General features: G+C 60.9%; 20 protein-coding genes. 14 read left to right on the top strand and 6 right to left on the bottom strand.

Features of this window, described 5'->3' with window-relative positions; all coding sequences use genetic code 11:
* The first annotated feature begins 108 nt into the window (after positions 1-108).
* The 4 genes from H8K20_RS07100 to H8K20_RS07085 all read left to right on the top strand — a co-directional run bounded on the left by H8K20_RS07100 (position 109) and on the right by H8K20_RS07085 (position 3,787).
* On the top strand, positions 109-393 hold the full coding sequence (locus H8K20_RS07100) for a co-chaperone GroES (protein WP_105205533.1): 285 nt from the start codon (positions 109-111) through the stop codon (positions 391-393).
* A gap of 105 nt (positions 394-498) precedes the next feature.
* The gene (gene groL / locus H8K20_RS07095) at positions 499-2,127 is read left to right on the top strand and encodes a chaperonin GroEL (RefSeq protein WP_105205534.1); all 1,629 of its coding nucleotides are present in this window, start codon (positions 499-501) and stop codon (positions 2,125-2,127) included.
* 280 nt (positions 2,128-2,407) lie between these two features.
* The gene (locus H8K20_RS07090) at positions 2,408-2,863 is read left to right on the top strand and encodes a hypothetical protein (RefSeq protein ID WP_186487915.1); all 456 of its coding nucleotides are present in this window, start codon (positions 2,408-2,410) and stop codon (positions 2,861-2,863) included.
* Between the two features lie 687 nt (positions 2,864-3,550).
* Positions 3,551-3,787 carry an excinuclease ABC subunit UvrA gene (locus H8K20_RS07085; protein WP_186487914.1) on the top strand — a complete coding sequence of 79 codons (237 nt, stop codon included), beginning with the start codon at positions 3,551-3,553 and terminating at the stop codon, positions 3,785-3,787.
* Positions 3,788-3,822: 35 nt separating this feature from the next.
* On the opposite strand, the gene H8K20_RS07080 is transcribed toward H8K20_RS07085, so the two are convergent.
* Positions 3,823-4,506 carry a cyclic nucleotide-binding domain-containing protein gene (locus tag H8K20_RS07080; protein WP_186487913.1) on the bottom strand — a complete coding sequence of 228 codons (684 nt, stop codon included), beginning with the start codon at positions 4,504-4,506 and terminating at the stop codon, positions 3,823-3,825.
* A gap of 143 nt (positions 4,507-4,649) precedes the next feature.
* On the opposite strand from H8K20_RS07080, the gene H8K20_RS07075 reads away from it, so the two are divergent.
* Positions 4,650-5,600 carry a carbohydrate kinase family protein gene (locus tag H8K20_RS07075; protein WP_186487912.1) on the top strand — a complete coding sequence of 317 codons (951 nt, stop codon included), beginning with the start codon at positions 4,650-4,652 and terminating at the stop codon, positions 5,598-5,600.
* Between the two features lie 98 nt (positions 5,601-5,698).
* On the opposite strand, the gene H8K20_RS07070 is transcribed toward H8K20_RS07075, so the two are convergent.
* Positions 5,699-6,220: a hypothetical protein gene (locus H8K20_RS07070; protein WP_243206192.1), complete on the bottom strand. Its 522-nt coding sequence runs from the start codon at positions 6,218-6,220 to the stop codon at positions 5,699-5,701.
* Positions 6,217-6,624 carry a DUF4430 domain-containing protein gene (locus tag H8K20_RS07065; RefSeq protein WP_186487911.1) on the bottom strand — a complete coding sequence of 136 codons (408 nt, stop codon included), beginning with the start codon at positions 6,622-6,624 and terminating at the stop codon, positions 6,217-6,219. Before H8K20_RS07065 ends, H8K20_RS07070 begins: the two co-directional genes overlap by 4 nt.
* Positions 6,625-7,159: 535 nt before the next feature.
* On the opposite strand from H8K20_RS07065, the gene H8K20_RS07060 reads away from it, so the two are divergent.
* From H8K20_RS07060 to H8K20_RS07035, 6 genes are all read left to right on the top strand, one after another.
* A complete protein-coding gene (locus H8K20_RS07060) occupies positions 7,160-8,518 on the top strand; it encodes an MATE family efflux transporter (protein ID WP_341480829.1) in 1,359 nt (452 codons plus the stop codon).
* Positions 8,519-9,111: 593 nt separating this feature from the next.
* Entirely contained in the window at positions 9,112-10,272 is a 1,161-nt protein-coding gene (locus H8K20_RS07055) for an SIS domain-containing protein (protein WP_186487910.1), read from the top strand.
* Between the two features lie 21 nt (positions 10,273-10,293).
* On the top strand, positions 10,294-10,704 hold the full coding sequence (locus H8K20_RS07050) for a secondary thiamine-phosphate synthase enzyme YjbQ (protein WP_105205541.1): 411 nt from the start codon (positions 10,294-10,296) through the stop codon (positions 10,702-10,704).
* Between the two features lie 42 nt (positions 10,705-10,746).
* Entirely contained in the window at positions 10,747-11,913 is a 1,167-nt protein-coding gene (locus H8K20_RS07045; RefSeq protein WP_164998269.1) for an SIS domain-containing protein, read from the top strand.
* A 1-nt stretch (position 11,914) separates the two neighbouring features.
* Positions 11,915-12,316 (top strand): secondary thiamine-phosphate synthase enzyme YjbQ, encoded by a 402-nt coding sequence (locus H8K20_RS07040; RefSeq protein WP_105205543.1) that lies wholly within the window; start codon positions 11,915-11,917, stop codon positions 12,314-12,316.
* A gap of 20 nt (positions 12,317-12,336) precedes the next feature.
* On the top strand, positions 12,337-12,735 hold the full coding sequence (locus H8K20_RS07035; RefSeq protein ID WP_186487909.1) for a secondary thiamine-phosphate synthase enzyme YjbQ: 399 nt from the start codon (positions 12,337-12,339) through the stop codon (positions 12,733-12,735).
* Positions 12,736-12,989: 254 nt separating this feature from the next.
* Here the strand turns inward: H8K20_RS07035 and H8K20_RS07030 are convergent, their stop codons facing one another.
* Positions 12,990-13,991, bottom strand: coding sequence for a nucleoside hydrolase (locus H8K20_RS07030; protein WP_186487908.1), 1,002 nt, complete (start codon positions 13,989-13,991; stop codon positions 12,990-12,992).
* A gap of 480 nt (positions 13,992-14,471) precedes the next feature.
* Here H8K20_RS07030 and H8K20_RS07025 point away from each other — a divergent pair, with 480 nt between their 5' ends.
* The gene (locus tag H8K20_RS07025) at positions 14,472-14,891 is read left to right on the top strand and encodes a YjdF family protein (protein ID WP_186487907.1); all 420 of its coding nucleotides are present in this window, start codon (positions 14,472-14,474) and stop codon (positions 14,889-14,891) included.
* A gap of 118 nt (positions 14,892-15,009) precedes the next feature.
* Here H8K20_RS07025 and H8K20_RS07020 read toward each other — a convergent pair whose 3' ends face one another.
* Positions 15,010-15,513 carry a GNAT family N-acetyltransferase gene (locus tag H8K20_RS07020; protein WP_186487906.1) on the bottom strand — a complete coding sequence of 168 codons (504 nt, stop codon included), beginning with the start codon at positions 15,511-15,513 and terminating at the stop codon, positions 15,010-15,012.
* Positions 15,514-15,644: 131 nt separating this feature from the next.
* A complete protein-coding gene (locus tag H8K20_RS07015; protein WP_186487905.1) occupies positions 15,645-16,739 on the bottom strand; it encodes a hypothetical protein in 1,095 nt (364 codons plus the stop codon).
* Between the two features lie 307 nt (positions 16,740-17,046).
* Between H8K20_RS07015 and H8K20_RS07010 the strand changes: the two genes are divergently transcribed.
* Positions 17,047-17,895, top strand: coding sequence for a M15 family metallopeptidase (locus tag H8K20_RS07010; RefSeq protein ID WP_186487904.1), 849 nt, complete (start codon positions 17,047-17,049; stop codon positions 17,893-17,895).
* Positions 17,896-17,976: 81 nt separating this feature from the next.
* Positions 17,977-18,546: a phosphate propanoyltransferase gene (gene pduL, locus H8K20_RS07005; RefSeq protein WP_105205550.1), complete on the top strand. Its 570-nt coding sequence runs from the start codon at positions 17,977-17,979 to the stop codon at positions 18,544-18,546.
* Positions 18,547-18,548: the final 2 nt, after the last annotated feature.

Here is an 18,548-nt window from a genome sequence, read left to right as displayed (position 1 = left end):
ATTTTTTTGACTTTCTCTGATTTTTACTTGATTTTTTCTGAAAACTGTATAAAATGATTATTAGCACTCGGGGTTACAGAGTGCTAAAACACAAAGGAGGAATTATCCATGACAATCAAACCCTTAGCAGATCGTGTTCTGATTAAAATGACCGAGCCCGAAGAGACCACTTCTAACGGCATCATCCTGCCGGGCGCAGCAAAAGAAAAACCCCAGGTAGCCGAGGTGCTGGCCGTGGGTCCCGGCGGCGTGGTCGATGGTAACGAAGTCGAGATGATCCTCAAGGTGGGCGACAAAGTCATCGCCAGCAAATATGCCGGTACCGAGGTCAAGGTAGACGGCGAGGAATGCGTACTGGTCCGTCAGTCTGACGTGCTGGCCGTCGTCGAGTAACAGCCATCTCTCCGGGGCGCCGCCCCGCTTTCACCATACATCTTAACGATTCGGGCCGGCCCTACTGCGCCGGGCCCAACAGCCGCATAACAGGAGGTTTTACACATGGCAAAAGAGATCAAATTCGCTGAGGAGGCCAGACAGGCCCTGCAGTCGGGTATCGATCAGCTGGCCGATACCGTCAAAGTCACTCTGGGCCCCAAGGGCCGCAACGTCGTGCTCGACAAAAAGTACGGTGCCCCGCTGATCACCAACGACGGCGTCACCATCGCCAAGGAGATCGAGCTGGAAGACCCGTTTGAGAACATGGGCGCCCAGCTGGTCAAAGAGGTCGCCACCAAGACCAACGACGCTGCCGGTGACGGCACCACCACCGCTACCGTACTGGCTCAGGCGCTGGTGCGTGAGGGAATGAAAAACGTGGCTGCCGGCGCCAATCCCATGGGCGTGCGCCGCGGTATCCAAAAAGCGGTCGACGCAGCAGTCGACTACATCGTCGAGAACGCCCGCCAGGTAGACGGCTCGGCCGATATCGCCCGCGTCGCCTCCATCTCTGCCGGCGACGATTTCGTGGGCCAGCTGATCGCCGACACCATGGAGAAGGTATCCTCCGACGGCGTTATCACCATCGAGGAGTCCAAGACCGCCGACACCTATTCCGAGGTCGTCGAGGGCATGCAGTTCGACCGCGGCTATATCTCCCCCTACATGGTCACCGACACCGACAAGATGGAGGCCGTGCTGGACGACCCCTACATCCTCATCACCGACAAAAAGATCTCCAACATCCAGGATGTACTGCCGCTGCTGGAGCAGATCGTACAGTCGGGCAAAAAGCTGCTGATCATCGCCGAGGACATCGAGGGCGAGGCGCTGACCACCCTGCTGGTCAACAAACTGCGCGGCACCTTCAACTGCGTGGGCGTCAAAGCTCCCGGTTTCGGTGACCGCCGCAAAGAGATGCTGCGCGATATCGCCATCCTCACCGGCGGCGAGGTCATCAGCGACGAGCTGGGTCTCGACTTAAAAGAGACCACCATCGACCAGCTGGGCACTGCCAAGCAGGTCAAGGTGATGAAAGAGAACACCATCATCGTCGACGGTGCCGGCGACAGCCAGGCCATCAAAGACCGGGTCGCCCAGATCAGAAACGAGATCGCCAATTCCACCTCCGACTTCGATCGCGAGCGGCTGGAGGAACGGCTGGGCAAACTGGCCGGCGGCGTAGCGGTCATCAAAGTGGGCGCTGCCACCGAGATCGAGATGAAAGAGAAGAAGCTGCGCATCGAGGACGCCCTGTCTGCCGCTAAGGCCGCTGTAGCCGAAGGCATCGTGGCCGGCGGCGGTACCGCTTTCTTAAATGCCACCAACGCCGTCACCAAACTGGTGAGCGCCACCTCCGGCGACGAGAAGACCGGCGTCAACATCGTGCTCAAAGCGCTGGAGGAGCCCATCCGCCAGATCGCTGCCAACGCCGGCTTAGAGGGCTCGGTCATCATCGATAAGATCCGCCGCTCCAGAAAAGTGGGCTACGGTTTCGACGCCTACAACGAGCAGTACCTGGATATGATCGAGGGCGGTATCGTCGACCCGACCATCGTCAGCCGCAGCGCGCTGCAGAACGCCGCTTCGGTCGCCGCTATGGTACTGACCACCGAGAGCCTGGTCGCCGACAAAAAAGACGAAAACGAGCCTGCCATGCCCATGAACCCCGGTATGGGCGGCATGATGTAACCCCGAAAAAATAAGAGCCGTGATCGAGTCGCGGCCCCCCGCACCGGATCGGTGCTGTACCGCGTGGAGCAGATATGCCCCACGCGGTATATTTTTTGTCCCAAAGTACGGTCCTCAGCTGGCGCTGCCGCTATATTTTTGCCAATTGCGCACTGCCTGTGCTATAAGCTATAATAAAAGTAGAAGTCGGGCCGCGGTGTGGTAACTTTGTCCGGCAGTCCGGCACCCCGGCTCCGGTCTAAACGCCGGCGATCGACAGATATGGATAGGGGAGATAGCTGTGTTTCACGCCCGCGCGTATAAGATCGGCTTTGACTGTGGGGGCCTGCTCCTGTTCGCGGCAGTCATGGCGCCCAACTTTATCTGGTTTGTCGTCCCGGCCCCCCGCGATATCCTGCGCCACACATCGGCCACACCGGCGGTGGACACTGCTGCCGCCGTCTTTCAGGTCATCATGGTGGCGACTCTCTGTGGGATCAAAAATATTGAGGGGTCAAAGTCGATTCGTCGGGCGCTGCTGGTCGGCATCGCCGCACTGGTGGCGCTCTACTATGGCGGGTGGTCGCTCTACTACACAGGCACTACCGGCACAGCGGTCATTTTGGACCTGTGTATCGCCCCTTGCCTGGCGTTTTTGCTCTATGCAGTCGCGCGGAAAAATGCCCCTGCGCTCGTAGCTGCCGGTCTCTTTACCGCCAGCCACCTTCTATCCAGTGCCGTCAACTTTATCTTTTAAAGGCGACAATTGCTGTCGTGCCGCCTGCCGATGTTTTTCGGTGAACATGCGTGTCAGCGATCACCGGCGGTCGATTTATCTGGTAGGACCTGTGTTTTAAAAATACAATAAAAAATAGCCGCTCTGCGGCTTGCCGCGGCTGGCGCCGCTCTCCCTGTATGGAGCCAAGTCCCCATACAGGATATTTTTTGAAAACGCCGGTAGCTGGCTGCCGCCAGCTGTGCTGACGCACCCAAGATCTGGCGATTTTGGACCGGCTATTATAAAAAATAGCCGCTCTGCGGCTTGTCGCGGCTGGCGCCGCTCTCCCTGTATGGATCCAAGCCCCCATACAGGATATTTTTTGAAAACGCCGGCAGCTGGCTGCCGCCAGCTGTGCTGACGCACCCAAGATCTGGCGATTTTGGACCGACTATTATAAAAAATAGCCGCTCTGCGGCTTGCCGCGGCTGGCGCCGCTCTCCCTGTATGGATCCAAGCCCCCATACAGGATATTTTTTGAAAACGCCGGTAGCTGGCTGTCGTCAGCTGTGCTGACGCACCCAAGATTTGGCGATTTAGGGCCGGCTATTATAAAAAATAGCCGCTCTGCCGCTCATCTGCCGTAATTGCGGCAGGTAGATGTACAGCAGCCGGCGGCGCCAAGGCACTTTAAAATAGAATATAAAAACAACAGAGGTGACAGGTGTGGAAGACAAGCTCTTTTGGGCGGCGATCGCGCTATTGGCGCTGGTCATTTTGTGGGCGGCGTGGCGGTACTGGCGCTTTTATCAGCGCGAGCACTTCGTCTGCCCGCAGTGCGGCCACCGCTGGAAACCGCCGCTGGGGCAGATGGTATTTTCGGTCAATGCAGTCGAGGGCAAAGTACTGCGCTGCCCCCACTGCGGTGAAAAGGTGTACGTAGAACCGGTAAAAGACAGGTAGGTGCCGCGGTCTGTCGATCTTATACCCAGTACAGCTCATAGCTGCCGGCTGCGCACCCCGTCGGCCAGCCGCCGCAGCGCATCCGGGTCTACCAGCAAAAAGCGCCCCCGCCCCGCCCGCTGCAGCAGTCCGCGCTCTACCATCTGGCTCAGGCAGCGCAGCAGGTGCCGGTAGCTGACGCCCATGATCAGCGCCAGCCGCGACAGGTTCTGGCAGTATATCCCGTCTTTTTGCCCGGCCAGCAGCTTGCCCGCCAGCCGCTGCGGCAGAGGCAACAGCAAGTTCTGGGTGCTGCTCTGGGCGGTGGCTGCCAACTTGTGGGCCAGATTCTGGCAGATCAGCCGCAGCATCGCCTGGTCCTGCCGCACCGTATCGCGGTAAACACCCAGATCGATGCGCAGACAGCGGGTGCGGCAGGTCGCCTGCATCTGGGCCATGCAGCACCCCCCGCTAATGAGCTCCAGTTCGCCGGCCATATCGCCCGGCCCGCACGAGAGGTACGATACCGCCCCGCCGCTCGGCGCTGCGATACTGCCCATCAGCTGGCCCAAAGTTACAATATATAGGTAGGGCAGGGGCTGCTGCTGGCCGCACACCACCTCTCCTCTATAAAAGGTACAGAGTACCGGCTGGTAGCTGTCGATATGCGGCAGCTGGGCGCGCAGTCCAATACGCGCGATCTGGGCCTGTATCTCTTTTTGATCTCGGGTGCACTGCACAGCGATCCCCCATCTCCATCTGGCCGCTCTCGCGGCATATTTTTGTAAGATCATGACACATGTCATTATAGCGCACCGTGCCCCGGCGGTACAATAGGGGCGTAGAACAGCGGCGGTACCGCATACAGGGAGGTATAGATACAATGACAGAAAATACAGCGGGCAGCATCTTATCCATCGGCAACATCAGCGTCGACGTCATCATCCCCTACGGCCGCGCCAAACAGGCCTTGGCCGCTGTCGAGCGGGGCGAGAGCACCGGTCAGGCCGACAGTCTCTATGCCACCATGCAGCCGGGCGGCACGGCCTCCAACTCAGCGGCCACCATGGCCCAGCTGGGCTGCCCGGTGGTGCTGGGGGGTACCATCGGCGGCGATATGTACGGCGATTTTCTCATTCGCGCCATGCAGCAGCGGGGGGTAGACTGCCGCCACGTGGGCCGGCAGGGGGGCACCTTTCTCTGCCTCACCGTGCTCGACGAGGAAGGTGAGCGGGTGATGTTACCGCTGCAGGTGCCGGGGCAGCAGTCCGGCTGGGATCTGCCGGTCGATATTCCCCCCACCGGCTGGTCCTGGGTATTTGTAAACGGCGTGGGCAGCGAGGACCGGGGCTTTGCCCAAAAGGTGGGGCCGTTCGTGCGCGCCTGCCGGCAGGCTGGGGCCAAGGTGGCGCTCGATCTCAACTTGCGGGCCGAGCTGTTTGGCTATAGCGCCCAGCGGCGGGCCATCTTCGAGGAGCTGATACAGCTCAGCGATGTGGTGTTTGGTTCCGGCAGCGATGAGGTGTGCACCGTCACCGGTCAAAAAACGCTGGCTGCCGCCGCGCTGGCACTGGCCCAAAACGGCGGCGCCGCAGTGGTGCGCGACGGCACCGGTCCGGTGCTGCTGGCCCAAAACGACACGCTGGAGCAGTTTGCCGTGCAGCCGGTGCAGCAGGTGCGCAACAAAGTGGGGGCCGGCGACTGTTTCGACGGCGCCTTTTTGGCGGCGCTGTACCACGGCCGTACTCTAAAGCAGGCCGTGGCTTGGGGCAACGACTGCGCTGCCGACGCTATCAGCCGCCCGGGCTACCTGAATATACGCCGGCCGGAGTAGACAGTAACAGCACCGCCGAGAGAAAAGATAGGCCGGTACACGGTGCTCATTGCCCGTGTACCGGCCTATCTCTTTTTTTATCGCACTCTCTGTACCCCCTACAGCGGTGCCGCCCGCTCCAGAATGCGCTGCAGGGGGCGGTACAGCACCAGACACAGCACCGCGTTGCCCGCACAGTGGGCGATATCGTAGGGGATGCCGGTCACAAAATAGCCAAAGGCGGCCCCCGGCCCGCCGGCTACCAGATAGGGCAGAGCACAAAGCGCCCCAAAACACAGGCCAAACGCCCCGTTGATCAGCGCCCAAAACACCGGTGACCGGGTCCTCAGCAGCAGTGCCAAAAAGGCGGGGATAGCCCAAATATACAGGTAGCTCACCCACCAGATACCAAACCCGAAAAACAGCCCCTCCAACAGCACGAACAGATAGATGGGGAAAAACGCTTTCTTGCCCCACACCTGTACGTACAGCACTACCAGCAGCGTCACCAGCTCAATGTTGGGCAAAAAAGATAGCCCCACCTGTGCGGCAAACAAAATAGCCGCGCCAAATGCCAGCGTACACAGCGCCTTGATCTGTATGTTCGGCCGCCCCTGCCGCGGCCGCTGGGGGCCGGTCAATACCCCTCGGTCAGGGTCAGCTCAAAGGTGTCGCCGTCGGCAATGGGCGTCTGGTCGGCCGAGGTGTTCACCTGCTCCCCGCCTTTGGTCAGACACCACCACTGCTGGCGGCTCTGGTCGGCCGCCACCCCGTCCACAGTGGTGATAAACAGGCCGTAGGCGCCTTCTTCTCCCGCCACCAGGTGATTGGCGGTCAAAACAGCGCCCAAATAGGCCTCATCGGTGCGGTAGGTGTGGCTGTCCCGGTCGCCGTCCAGCTGTATCACCTGCACCGTTATCTGTTTGTCGCCGGTCTGGCCCTGGGGGGCGTATCGCCGGTACAGCAGCCAGCCGCCCACACAGGCGGCCAACAAAATAAAGGCGCTCACGGCCAGTATCAGCTTTTGTCTGAGCGTATGTTTCAAAGTGTCCTCCCTCTAATATCGAAAACAGGTCTAATCGGCTCTATCGGCAGTGCACCCGGGTCATGGCATATTTCCGCTGTTCGGGGCTGGCCCGCCGAATCTGTCATAAAAAGCACCGCAGCAGGCAGCCAAAAAGGCAAAAACTGTGGTAAAAGGTATTTGGCAGCCGCCGCAAAGGGGTCCTGCTGCCCGGGTCCTCTCCCGAAAATCCCATCTGCCGCCGCACAGCGCCTACAGTCGGCCAGCAGCCGTTTTTTATAGTAGCACAGCGCTCGATTTGGTGTCAACACAGCGGCTCTGTCGGGCACTGTCAGATCAGCCTCCCACAGCGGCAGTTGACAAAATAAGGCAGACCGTATATACTATAAAGGTACAATATTAGACTAAAAGAAAGAGGGAGATACCCGCCGACAGGAGCACTGCGCTCCGTGTGCTGGGCGGGGCACAGAGGTATATGCAAAATAATAATAGGTCTATAAACAGCTGCGCATCAGCTGCCCACAAAAAAGGCAGTGGCGCCCCGGTGCCGGCAGATGTGCGCCGCAGCCACACTGCGGGCGGCGACTTGCAGGCAGCGCCGTCCCGCGATACCAGGCGGCTGTTTTTTCAAAATGTGTTACCGGCCATGTTGGCGTTTGCCTTTTCCGGGGTGTACGCGATCGTGGACGGGCTTTTTATCGGCCAAAATGTGGGGGACATCGGTCTGGCGGCCATCAATGTGGCCTACCCCATTACCGCTTTTATCCAGGCGGTGGGCACCGGTGTGGGCATGAGTGGGGCCATCTGGGTCTCTACCGCCATGGGCCAAAAAGATACCGCTGCCCAGCGCCGATACCTGGGCGGCGCGCTGCAGCTGCTACTGGTGTGCTGTGCGGCGGTGACAGCGCTCACCAGCCTGTTGGCAGTGCCGCTGCTGCAGATGTTCGGTGCCAGCGGGTCTATGCTCGCGCTGGCCCAGCAGTATATCCGGGTCATCGCTCTGGGGGCCAGTTTCCAACTGCTGGCCACCGGCATGGTGCCGCTCTGCCGCTGCTTTAATGGTGCTGGGGTGGCCATGGGCGCCATGATCGCCGGCTTTCTCACCAACACCGTGCTCGACTGGCTGTTCGTCTCGGTGTATAGCTGGGGCATGACCGGCGCCGCTGTGGCCACCGTTCTCGGTCAGGGGGTCACGGTGCTGCCCTGCCTGTGGCACCTGGCCCGCAAAAAGGCCCTAAAGGCGCTGGCAGTGCGCCCCCAGCCCGGGGCGGTGTGGCTGCGGCTGGGGCACGTGGGGCTCTCGCCGTTTGGGCTCACCATGTCGCCCAATATCGTCATCATCATCATGAACCGCGCGGCCCTGCATTATGGCGGCAGCGAGGCAGTGGCCTGTTACGCCGTGGTCAGCTATGTGGCCTGCGTGGTGCAGCTGCTCCTGCAGGGGATAGGCGACGGCTGCCAGCCGCTCATCAGCCGCAGCAGCGGCGCCGGCGATCACCATTCGGTGGTGTCTTTAAGAGGCATGGTCTACCGCTTTTCCTGCCTGGTAGCGGTGCTGGGGGCGCTGGCGGTATTTTTGCTGCGCCGCCAGCTGCCGGCCCTGTTCGGGGTGTCGGGCGGTCTGGCGCCCCAGGTGGCGTCGGTGCTGTCGGTGTTCTGCCTGGGCTTTTTGCCCATGGCCCTGTTGCGGGTCAGCACCTCCTACTTTTATGCCGTACAGCAAAACCGCAGCGCCTACCTGCTCATCTACAGCGAGCCAGTCCTGCTGGCATTGCTGGCCGGCCTGCTGCTGCCCGGGCTGTTGGGTCTGGGGCTCACCGGCGTCTGGTGGTCCATTCCCGCCGAGCAGCTGCTATTGGCAGCGCTGGGCCTGTGGCTGGTATATCGCCGGCAGGTCCTGTCAGGGCAGCAGTGATCTGCCGGCAAAAGAGCTGTGCGTTAAGCACAGCTCTTTTTGTATGCCTTCACACGCGGATAAACAGGTCCAGCACTACTACACTCGGTTTTATGCACCCTGACGTGAACTGCCCATCGTTCGTTGTAAAAAGCGCCAAAGGCCTATCCCGGCAGGCAAAGTTGTGCAATCCTGACAAAGTTGCCCCCTACGGCAGGCGCCCCGCCACCCCCAGAACACCGCCGCAGACAAAAGACATACGGATTTTGTGCGGGGGGTACAGAGAATTTTGGGCAATAATGACAAGCCTCATTTAACGAAGTCGATAAAAATGCCTTGTTCCACCTGTAGCCGGCCCACACAAAACCACCCCCTAAAACCGTCTAAAACCGCATAGATATGCGGCTGTGTCGGCTTGCTCGGCCCATTGGCTGGGGCGCCGCTGTTGTGCAATACGCCAAAAATAGGGGTCCATAAAAAACATGATTTGTCAAATACAACTGTGGTCTCCTTGACAGAAACGGTGGTCCATTGTACAATTGTTAATGGGAATATGCACCCAAAGTGTACATTGTGCACAAATGCAGTGTGAAAATTTTGTTAGGAGGCAAATTATGAACAAGAAGGACTTTGACAATGCTCTTCGGCAGGAAGTCTATGACTTGCTGGACATGGCAGCAGCACTGGCGGAGCAAGACGACGGGGACCTGCGCATGGCCCTGTCCACCCCTGAGCTGTTCGCGTCCAGAAAGGCGATTTTGACCGGATGCGGCGACTCCTACTGTGCTGCTTTGGCGGCCAGACCCGTGTTCGAGAAACTGGGCCACATCGGCACCTCGGCGCTGCCGGCCATCGAGGCCGCCCGCCACTTAGACAGCAGCGTGCTGGGCGGCGAGCCCCACAACCCGCTGCTCTACTGCATCTCGGTATCCGGCACCGTATCGCGGATGATCGAGATCGCCAAGCGCGGCAACGAGACCGGGGTGGGCGCCCACACGGTAGCCGTCACCGGCAACCCCGACTCGCCCCTGGCGCAGGAGTGCCAGACTACCATGGCTGTTCCCATGCCTCCGTACACCAACAATTTCGACGAGCACTCGCCGGGCCTGCGCAGCTACTACGCCTCTATCTACGCGCTGATGACCTCGGCCATCCGCATGGGCGAAGTCAAGATGCACTACCCCATGAGTCAGGCCGGCCAGTACCGCAAAGATATCGTCGATTACATCGAGTCTTACAAAGACTGCATCGACGCCATGGACGAGCAGATGTTCGCTCTGGCCGAGGAGTGGAAAGATATCGACAGCTTCGAGTTCGTGGCCGCCGGCGACGACATGGTCACCGCCTGGTTCGATTCGGCCAAGATCTACGAGGCGACCGGCGACGTGTGCACTTACGAGAACGTGGAGGACTGGTGCCACATCAACTTCTTCGCCCGCGACTACAAAGGCATCGCCACCGTGCTCATCGCCGAGAAAAACAACCCCGCCATGCCCCGCATCATCGAAGCGGCAGGCGTCATGGCCCGCATCGGCCGCCCCTGCATCGTCTTCACCGACGCCGACGAGAGCCTGTTCCCCGCCGGCATGAAAGTATGCAAGCTGCCCAGCGCAGCCCACAGCTGGATCACTCCCGCCGGCAACTACATCCCCTTCGCACTGTTTGCCGGCTACCTGGCCAAGTTTAAAAACGTAGGCATGTTCCGCCAAGGTATGGAGGCTTTCGCCGTACAGGACGGCAACAAGATCAAGACCAGCAAGATCGAAATCGTTTGATGTGCGAAAGGAGCGCTTGCAATGAAGTTTTATGAGACCAAGATAGACTGCCAGAAAAACGGCGTCCACCAGATCACCGACTGGGTGCGCCAATGCATCGCCGACAGCGGTGTAAAGAGCGGTATCGCCGTGATCTCCGCCCCCCACACCACCTCCGGCATCTCGCTGACGCCCTACATGCTCCACGACTACGACCTGCAGGACGTGCAGATCCAGCTGGACGTGATCGTCCCCCAGAGAGTCGACTACACCCACCAGTTCGACACCCCCGCCGACGCTGCCGGCCACACCAAATCGGCCATGATGGGCACCAACACCACCCTCATCGTGGAAGACGGCAAGCCGGTGCTGGGCCACAGCCAAGGCATCTTCTTCTACGAGTTCGACGGCCCGAGACTGCAAAAGTGCTACCTCTCGGTGTACAGCGACTAACTCACAACCCGTGATTTTTGTATTGAAATGGAGGATTTCCTTATGAATCAGGCAGTGGACAATGCTGTGATCCGGCAGTCTCTCAGCTTAGTAGACCTGGCCAGGCCCCTTATCGGCGACCTGCAGAAAAAAATAGATGCGCTCTTCACCAAAGAGGAGATCTGCGCGTTCGACAAACTCATCCTCACCGGCTGCGGCGACTCGTACATAGCCGGTGTTGCCGCCAAGCCCGCCTTCCAAAAGCTCGCTGGCCTGGCTGTCGACGCTCTGCCCGCCCCCGAAGTGGCGTACAATTACAACAACAGCAAATTTAACTACGGCAAAACGCTGTGCATCGGCATCTCTATCTCCGGTAAAGTCGCCGCCACCGCCGCCGCCATGGAGGCCGTGCACCCCTACGGCGCCTTTACCCTGGGCATCACCGAGAATCTCGAGGCCCCGCTGGCCCAGCACGTAGACCGCGTGCTCAAACACGACAGCCCCGAGGCTGAGTTGGCCCCCGGCACCGCCACCTACTTCACCAGCGTCATGACCCTTCTGCTGCTGGCCATCAAGATGGGCGAAGTCAAGGGCCGCATCTGCGCCGAGCAGGCAGAAGCTTACCGTGAGGGCCTGGCCGCCTACTGCGAGGCTTTCCGCCCCCACATCGACGAGATCATCGCCAAGGCCGAGAGCCTGGGCAAAAAGCTGGCCCCCTGCACCCATTACGACTGTGTGGGTTCCGGCCTCGACTACGCCTCGGCCTGGTTTGCCAGAGCCAAACTGTACGAGGCGATCGGCAAAGTCACCGCCGTCGAGAATACCGAGGACTGGTGCCACGTCAACTACTTTGCCAGAAATCCGCAGAATATCGGCACCATCGTCTACGTCACCGCCTCCAGCCCGGCCAAGTACCGCTGCATCGAGGCCATGCAGAACATGGCGCGCCTGGGCCGCCCCACCGTCGCCATCACCGACGTGTGCCAAAGCGAGATCCCCGCAGGTATCGAGGTCGTCTCTATCCCCACCGCCGCCGAGAGCTGGATGGCCCCGCTGATGCAGTTCATGCCCCTCACGCTGCTGTGCGGCTACCTGCAAAACGAGCTGGGCGAGACCCCGCTGCGCGGCATCACCGAGTCGCCCTGGGGCGACGGCGACCGCAACTGCATCTACGCCGACCAGAGCCACCAGATCGAGATCGTGATGGACAGAGAGAAGGAGGGCAAATAATATGTTTGAAGTCATCAAGCTGCAAACTCAGCACAACAGAGCCATCGATGTCACCCCCAAGATCAAAGAGATCATCGCCGGCGCCGGCGTCACCGACGGCATCCTCACCGTGTCCATCCCCCACACCGATGCGGGCCTGGTCATCCACTCTTTCTGGGACCCCAAGGGCTGGGACGACTCGATGGAGGAGATCCGCCGCGCTTTCCCCTCTAAGGTAGACTACGAGCAGCGCACCAACAATGCGCACGAGGCCGCCGCGCACTCCAAAGCCGCTTTTGTGGGCAATGTAATGTCGCTCATCATCAAAGATGGCGAGCTGCTGTTCGGCAATTCGCAGGGCATCCTGTTCTGCGAGTTCAACGGCCCCAAAAACGACCGTGAAGTACACGTCAACATCATGTAGGGAAGAGGAGGGAAAGCGCTATGTATGAAGTGATCAAGCTGAAAACCGACTATATGACCGTCACCGACGTGACCGATAAAGTCAAAGCTATCGTGAAAAAAAGCGGCGTGAAAAACGGCATCTGTGTCATCTTTAACGCCCATACCACCGCCGCTGTGGGCATCGCCACCAAAGAGGAGGCCGCCCAGAGAGACTTCCAGGCCGACCTGGACCGCATCTTCCCGCTGCGCGCCAACTACAACCACGTCGAGACCCCGTTCGACGCTGCCGGCCACGTAAAATGCGTGGTGGTGGGCGTGGATGTCACCCCCATCATCAAAGACGGCGAGCTGGACCTGGGCGACGATCAGGCCATCCTGTTCTACGAGTTCGACGGCCCCCGCCCCCGCGAGCTGCACGTAAAGTGCTACGGCAAATAAAAAGCGGCCGGCATAGCCATCACCGCATATCCACATAGGCAAAGCGCGGCAGATCCGCCCCACAAAAGGGCAGGTCTGCCGCGCTTTTTGCTTTTTCGCGCAGCTCGGGGCGGCGCGGTAGATGCTCAGTTTCACAACAGCCCCACCAGCGGGGCGTTTATGCGGTGGAGCAGAGAACCCTCTCCAGCCCCCCGCACCGAACACATCGGAAGTATCGAAAATAGGGGAGCGGACACCTGCCACCATCTACCTTCTCAGCGAGCTGCCTTTAGGACCGATAGGATCCACTGAAAGAAGAACTCGTTGTCGGCGCCGTAGGCAAAGCGGCAGTTTTTCTCCTGGGGCGCATCATATTTATAGTTGCGGTCGATCACCGTCTCGCCATAGCAGTAGCCGCGCCCCAGGTCTACATGGCAGCTGACCTGCCTTACATCCGTCAGCACCTCGGGGTGCAGGGCGGCACACATCGCCAGCGCGTCGTGTATGGGCTCTCCTGTCGAGAGTCCATGTACCGCTTCAAAATCGACGCTCGCATCCAGTCGCTGGTCGATAAGGTCGGCGATCAGCTGCGCCGGGGGCGTCCCCACCTGGCGAATTTCGGCGGCCTGCTCGCGGGTGAGCGCCGCGAATACCGTGGCGTCAAAAGGCACCATCGTGACCGGCGCCCCGCTTTGCAAAACGATCTCCAGCGCCTCCGGGTCACACCACACGTTGAATTCGGCGGCCTGGGTGGGGTCGATGACCCGGTCGGAACCGCCCATCATCACTATCTCGCGGATCTTGGGGATGATCCGCGGATCGGCCTTTAGGGCGATGGCGATGTTGGTGATGGGCCCGACCGGCACCAGCGTAATGCTGTGGTCCTCGGCCGCCAGCAGCGTCTCGATCAGCCATACGGTGGCACATTGTGGCCTGGCGGTAATGCGCGGTGCCGGCAGCGGCAGGTGCTCGGGGTGAAAATCCAGTGTCAGCTCGCGGACCCCTTCCTTGCGGCACAGCAGCTCAGCCTGCAGCCCCCACGGCACCAGGGTCGAGGCCAGCGGCGAGGCGCTGCCCACATATACCCCCACATCTTCCCGCCCGCAGCACTGTACCACCCGCAGTGTGTTGTCCGTTACATTTGCCAGCGGCAGGTTTCCCCCCACCGTGCAGATCCCCAGCACATCACACGCACTGCTCAACAGTGCACAGGTGATCGCCACCGCATCGTCACTGCCGGTATCCACATCTAAAATAATCTTTTTGCGCTCGTCCATCACAAGTAGGCCCCTTTCAAAAACAGCCGGTATCTCTACCGGACCACACGGCAAAGCAGTGCGCTCATCAGTTTATCAGCGTATCACAGCGGCTGCCGCCGGGCAAAAAGTAACAGGTGTAAAGTGATCGATACCCAAATTTTACGCTCTGATGTAAAACTCTGTCAAGCGCTGTAACTGCCCTGCCGACGGTGTCCTCGGCAGCGCCATCCCGCCGGCACGGCTGTTCTGGCTGTGCTCGTGCTCACGCCGGCCAGATGCTCCCTCCAGCATCGAAGTACCCAATACCTTGATCCGCCCGCAGATCTTTGTCCCTTTACCGCTCTGCCCCTTGTCGTCGGTTGACGCTGAGCGTACAATGGGTACAGCAGAGATAAAAACACAGCCCGGTCGGTAGTCCGGGCGCGGCCCAGTGCCGTCAGTAACCTGCCTCCTTGGTTGTCCGTTCTCTGCGGGACCATTTTTAAGGAGGAGTCTGCTATGGACCGTATCGAATGTACCTTCACCGTGTTTTTTGAGGACTCATTTTGGGTCGGCGTCTACCAGCGCCAGTACCGGGGCCGGTATCAGGTGTGCAAAGTCACCTTTGGCGCCCAGCCCAAAGACTATCAGGTGTACGACTACCTGCTCAAAAACTGGCACCGCCTGGCCTTTAGCGCGCCCAGCGCGCAGCAGGGTCCGGACGAGCGCCGGCAAAATCCCAAGCGGGTGCAGCGGGCCATCGCCCGCCAGCTCGAGCAGACCGGGGTAGGTACCAAGGCACAGCAGGCGCTGCAGGCCCAGTACCAGCAGCAAAAGAGACAGCGCGAAAAACAGCAGCGCTGCCGGCGCCAATGTGCACAGCAGCGGCAGTTTGCGCTGCGGCAGCAAAAGCGCCGCGAAAAGCACCGGGGGCACTAGCGCCACACTCCGCCCCCAAAAAAGGGAGGGGACCGGCATCTGCCCGGTCCTCTCCCTTTTTATAGCGCTTTAGCGCGCATCCAGGCGCCGGCCGTCGGCAGGTCAGCCGCGCTGCCGGTCAGTTTGCCGTCTCTGCCAGCTTTTGCAGCTTATCCGCCGTCAGCCGGTAGGTCGACCACTCGTCCATCGACACTGCGCCCATCCCCCGGTAAAAGGCGATAGAGGGCTGGTTCCAGTCAAGGCACACCCACTCCATGCGGCCGCAGCCCTCTTCCACCGCGATCTTGGCCAAGGTGGCAAAAATCGCTTTGCCCAGCCCTTTACCCCGGTACGGGGGGTACACGAACAGGTCCTCCAAATAGAGACCCGAGCGCCCCAAAAAGGTCGAGTAGTTGTAAAAATACAGCGCAAAGGCCACCGGCTGGCCCTCCAGCTCACCAATGAGCACCTTGGCGCGCCCCTGCTCGAACACCGAGCGGCGCACCGAGTCCACGGTGGCCACCACCTCGTCCGACATCTTTTCGTATGCAGCCAGCGCCTTAATAAACTGCAGCACCAGCGGCACGTCATCCTCGGTGGCGGCGCGCAGTGAAAAGCCGGGAACGGTCGTCGTGTAGATCATGGCAGGTCCTCCTGTAACAGTTGGGTATCGGTCTGTGGCCCCTGGGGGCCAACATCTGCCATTTTACCACAACTGCCCGCCCGCGAAAACCCCCGTCTCTCCCTGCGCCGCTGTGTCAGCCCGGTATCCCGCTAACCGCAGATAGCGGCCACCAGCTCATCGCTGATCTTCTGCACCGCCTCAAAGTCGATGGCCGGGCGGTACAGCGCCTCGGCCGCATCGTGGTGGGCAGCCGCCTCTTTTTCCACCTTTACTGCCTCGGCCAGCAGCTCCTTGGCCGCCTTTTTGTTGAACGAGAGCCGGTTGCGGTAGGCGTACAGGCCATCCAGGTCCAAAAAGCGGCGGCTGTAGATGTGGCGGTACGGCCGTGGCAGTTCCCGCGACAGCGTGTTTTGCCGCTCCTGGCTCACAAAGGCCAGCCCCAGCTCGGGCACCAGCAGGTGCTCCAGCTTGTCATACGGCGATAGCGGCCAGTAGCAGCAGGTCACATCGTATCCGGCGGCCAGAGCGCTCTCGGCCAGGATCTTCAAAAAGGCGGGTGCCACCGCGCGGTTGGCGTCCTCGATCAGGTAGATGTCGGGGCACAGTGCCCGCACCGTGTCGGTAAAGGTACGCGGTCCCTTTTGCCCAATGGTCGAGAGCATGCGGCAGCTGCGCACCCCGGCCCGGCCGCCGGGCTTTTCGGCAAAGTGCCGCCGGGCCACCGACTGGGCGTACCGCTGCAATTTGGGCCAATCGGTGTAGCGCGATACGATGGCCCGGTCGTCGGCCAGCAGTGAGGCCGCCGCCGAGAGGAACTTGCAGGTGCGCGCGTGGCAGGCGGTAGCGGCGTCCAGGTGGGCGACGATGTCATCGCGCACCGGCTGCAGCGCCCGGGCGTCTATACAGCCGTATAAGCTGATCACCTGTTCGTGGGCCCCGGGGTATTTGGGATCCTGCAGGTGCGGGGCGGTGGCGTCCATCACCGCCACCCCTTTTTCCCGGCACACCACCGCGTCCAGCGAGTCCGGGTCGCTGGAACAGTGGATGAATTCCACGGTGTGCCCCGCGTCGACGAGCGCGTCGCCCACCGCCTGCAGTATGGTGGATTTGCCGCCTCCCGGAGCCCCTTTGATGAGGTAGGGCCGGTAGCCCGAACCGGTGGCGGTGAGGTGGCCAAAATAACTGGCAAAGCCGGTGGGGCTGCTGGCCGACATAAAGTAGCAGAGCCTTTTCGCTGTTGACATACAAGTTCCCCCTGTCTTTTTTCGCTGTGTTACACCAATGTATTCGGCAGCGGGTCTTTTTGTCACCCCCGCCGGGCAAAAGCGGCCTGTTTGCCGCCAAAAGCAGCGCCGTCTCGTCCGGCGGACAAAATAGCCCCAGCCCCTGCCCGGTACGGCAGCTTCACCGCTTCACCAGTGCTCCGGCGCGCCCGCCGGCGTTTGCCCCCTTGAAAACGCGGGCAAATGTTGGTACAATGAAAACGGCCCGGGAGGGCCGGCTCGTCCGGCGCTGCCGGCAGCCAGTCACACAGTGTTTGGAGGCGTTTTATTGGCCGGTAAAAATATGCGCGTGCGCCGCTACAAGAGCGGCAAAAACTACTTTTGGCGGCGGGTGCTGGTGGCCGTGTTGGCGCTGGCCCTGCTGGCCGCGCTCATCGTCGGCGCAGTGGCGCTCATCCGCCACTTTTCCAGCGGCGGCGACCGGGGCGGCGCCTCCAGCACCAGCACCAACACCAGCACACCGCCCTCCTCAAGTGCGGCTGCGGCGGGCGGCTCTGCCGCCGGCAGCTCTTCCCAGACCGCCAGCGCCCCCACCATCGACAAGAGCGATTGGCGCCTGCTTTTGGTCGGCCCAAACGACCCGCTGCCCAGCGGCTACGTGCCCCAGGTAGTCGATACCGACTACGAGGGCTATCAGTTCGACAGCCGGGCCGTCGACGCCTTTAACCAGATGATGGCCGATGCCGCCGCCAGCGGCAATCGTTTCTGGGTGGTCTCCAGCTACCGCACCGTGGCCCGCTCCAAAGAGCTCTATGAGGGCAAGGTGCAGGAGTATGTCGACCAGGGCTACAGCCAGCAGGAGGCCGAAGAAGAGGCCGCCCAGTGGATCGCTCCGCCGGGCACCAGCGAGCACAATGCCGGCCTCTCGGCCGACCTGGTGCCGGCGGCCTACTTCGACGGCGTCGGCCTGGAGCAGGTGCTGGAAGATGAGCCGGAATACCAGTGGCTGTGGAGCCACTGCGCCGACTACGGCTTTATCCTGCGTTTCCCCAAGGGGAAAGAAGATGTCACCGGCATCCACTACGAGCCGTGGCACTTTCGATATGTGGGCGTAGAACACGCCAGAGAGATCACCCGCCGGGGCATCACCCTGGAGGAGTATCTGGCCCAGGCGTGATCGATGGAAGTACCGGGCCTGTGCCCGGTCCAGCCGCGCGGCCGGTAGCCGCGCGAATGCAGAGTATGGAGGATATTTAAAATGGCAAAATTTTTAGTTGAGACTTCTGCCCGCCACGTACACCTGTCCCCGGCGGACCTCGAGACCCTGTTCGGCAAAGGCGCCGAGCTGACGGTAAAAAAAGAGCTCTCGCAGCCCGGTCAGTACGCCTGTGAGGAGCGGGTCGACGTGGTGGGCCCCAAAGGCACGCTGCCCCGGGTCTCCATCCTGGGCCCCACCCGCCCCTCCACCCAGATCGAGGTAGCCGCTACCGAGGCCCGCAAACTGGGCGTGGCCGCGCCGGTGCGCGAGTCGGGCGATATCGCCGGCAGCGCCGGCTGCAAGCTGGTCGGCCCCTGCGGCGAGGTAGAGCTCTCTGAGGGCGTCATCATCGCCAAGCGCCACGTACATATGACCCCCGAAGACGCCGCCAAATTCGGTGTGGCCGACAAAGAGATCGTCGGCGTCAAGGTCGAGACCGCCGACCGCTCGCTCATCTTCGGCGACGTGGTCATCCGCGTCAGCGACAAATTTGCCACCGCCATGCACATCGATACCGACGAGTCAAACGCCGCCGGCGGCCCCACCGAGGGCGAGTTCGTCAAGTTCTAAAA

It is taken from the genome of Neobittarella massiliensis (ex Bilen et al. 2018) (genome assembly GCF_014269355.1).
GTDB lineage: Bacteria > Bacillota > Clostridia > Oscillospirales > Ruminococcaceae > Neobittarella > Neobittarella massiliensis.
The sequence above is the reverse complement of the archived record's forward strand: the minus strand, read 5'-3'. Positions and strand labels throughout refer to the sequence as shown.

What these genes read in the sequence shown, in the direction of transcription:
- H8K20_RS07015 (WP_186487905.1), bottom strand. Translation starts at nt 16,739, where the DNA reads ATGTCAACAGCGAAAAGGCTCTGCTACTTTATGTCGGCCAGCAGCCCC.
- H8K20_RS07025 (WP_186487907.1), top strand. Translation starts at nt 14,472, where the DNA reads ATGGACCGTATCGAATGTACCTTCACCGTGTTTTTTGAGGACTCATTT.
- H8K20_RS07035 (WP_186487909.1), top strand. Translation starts at nt 12,337, where the DNA reads ATGTATGAAGTGATCAAGCTGAAAACCGACTATATGACCGTCACCGAC.
- pduL (WP_105205550.1), top strand. Translation starts at nt 17,977, where the DNA reads ATGGCAAAATTTTTAGTTGAGACTTCTGCCCGCCACGTACACCTGTCC.
- H8K20_RS07045 (WP_164998269.1), top strand. Translation starts at nt 10,747, where the DNA reads ATGAATCAGGCAGTGGACAATGCTGTGATCCGGCAGTCTCTCAGCTTA.
- H8K20_RS07055 (WP_186487910.1), top strand. Translation starts at nt 9,112, where the DNA reads ATGAACAAGAAGGACTTTGACAATGCTCTTCGGCAGGAAGTCTATGAC.
- H8K20_RS07020 (WP_186487906.1), bottom strand. Translation starts at nt 15,513, where the DNA reads ATGATCTACACGACGACCGTTCCCGGCTTTTCACTGCGCGCCGCCACC.
- H8K20_RS07050 (WP_105205541.1), top strand. Translation starts at nt 10,294, where the DNA reads ATGAAGTTTTATGAGACCAAGATAGACTGCCAGAAAAACGGCGTCCAC.
- groL (WP_105205534.1), top strand. Translation starts at nt 499, where the DNA reads ATGGCAAAAGAGATCAAATTCGCTGAGGAGGCCAGACAGGCCCTGCAG.
- H8K20_RS07030 (WP_186487908.1), bottom strand. Translation starts at nt 13,991, where the DNA reads ATGGACGAGCGCAAAAAGATTATTTTAGATGTGGATACCGGCAGTGAC.
- H8K20_RS07100 (WP_105205533.1), top strand. Translation starts at nt 109, where the DNA reads ATGACAATCAAACCCTTAGCAGATCGTGTTCTGATTAAAATGACCGAG.
- H8K20_RS07075 (WP_186487912.1), top strand. Translation starts at nt 4,650, where the DNA reads ATGACAGAAAATACAGCGGGCAGCATCTTATCCATCGGCAACATCAGC.
- H8K20_RS07040 (WP_105205543.1), top strand. Translation starts at nt 11,915, where the DNA reads ATGTTTGAAGTCATCAAGCTGCAAACTCAGCACAACAGAGCCATCGAT.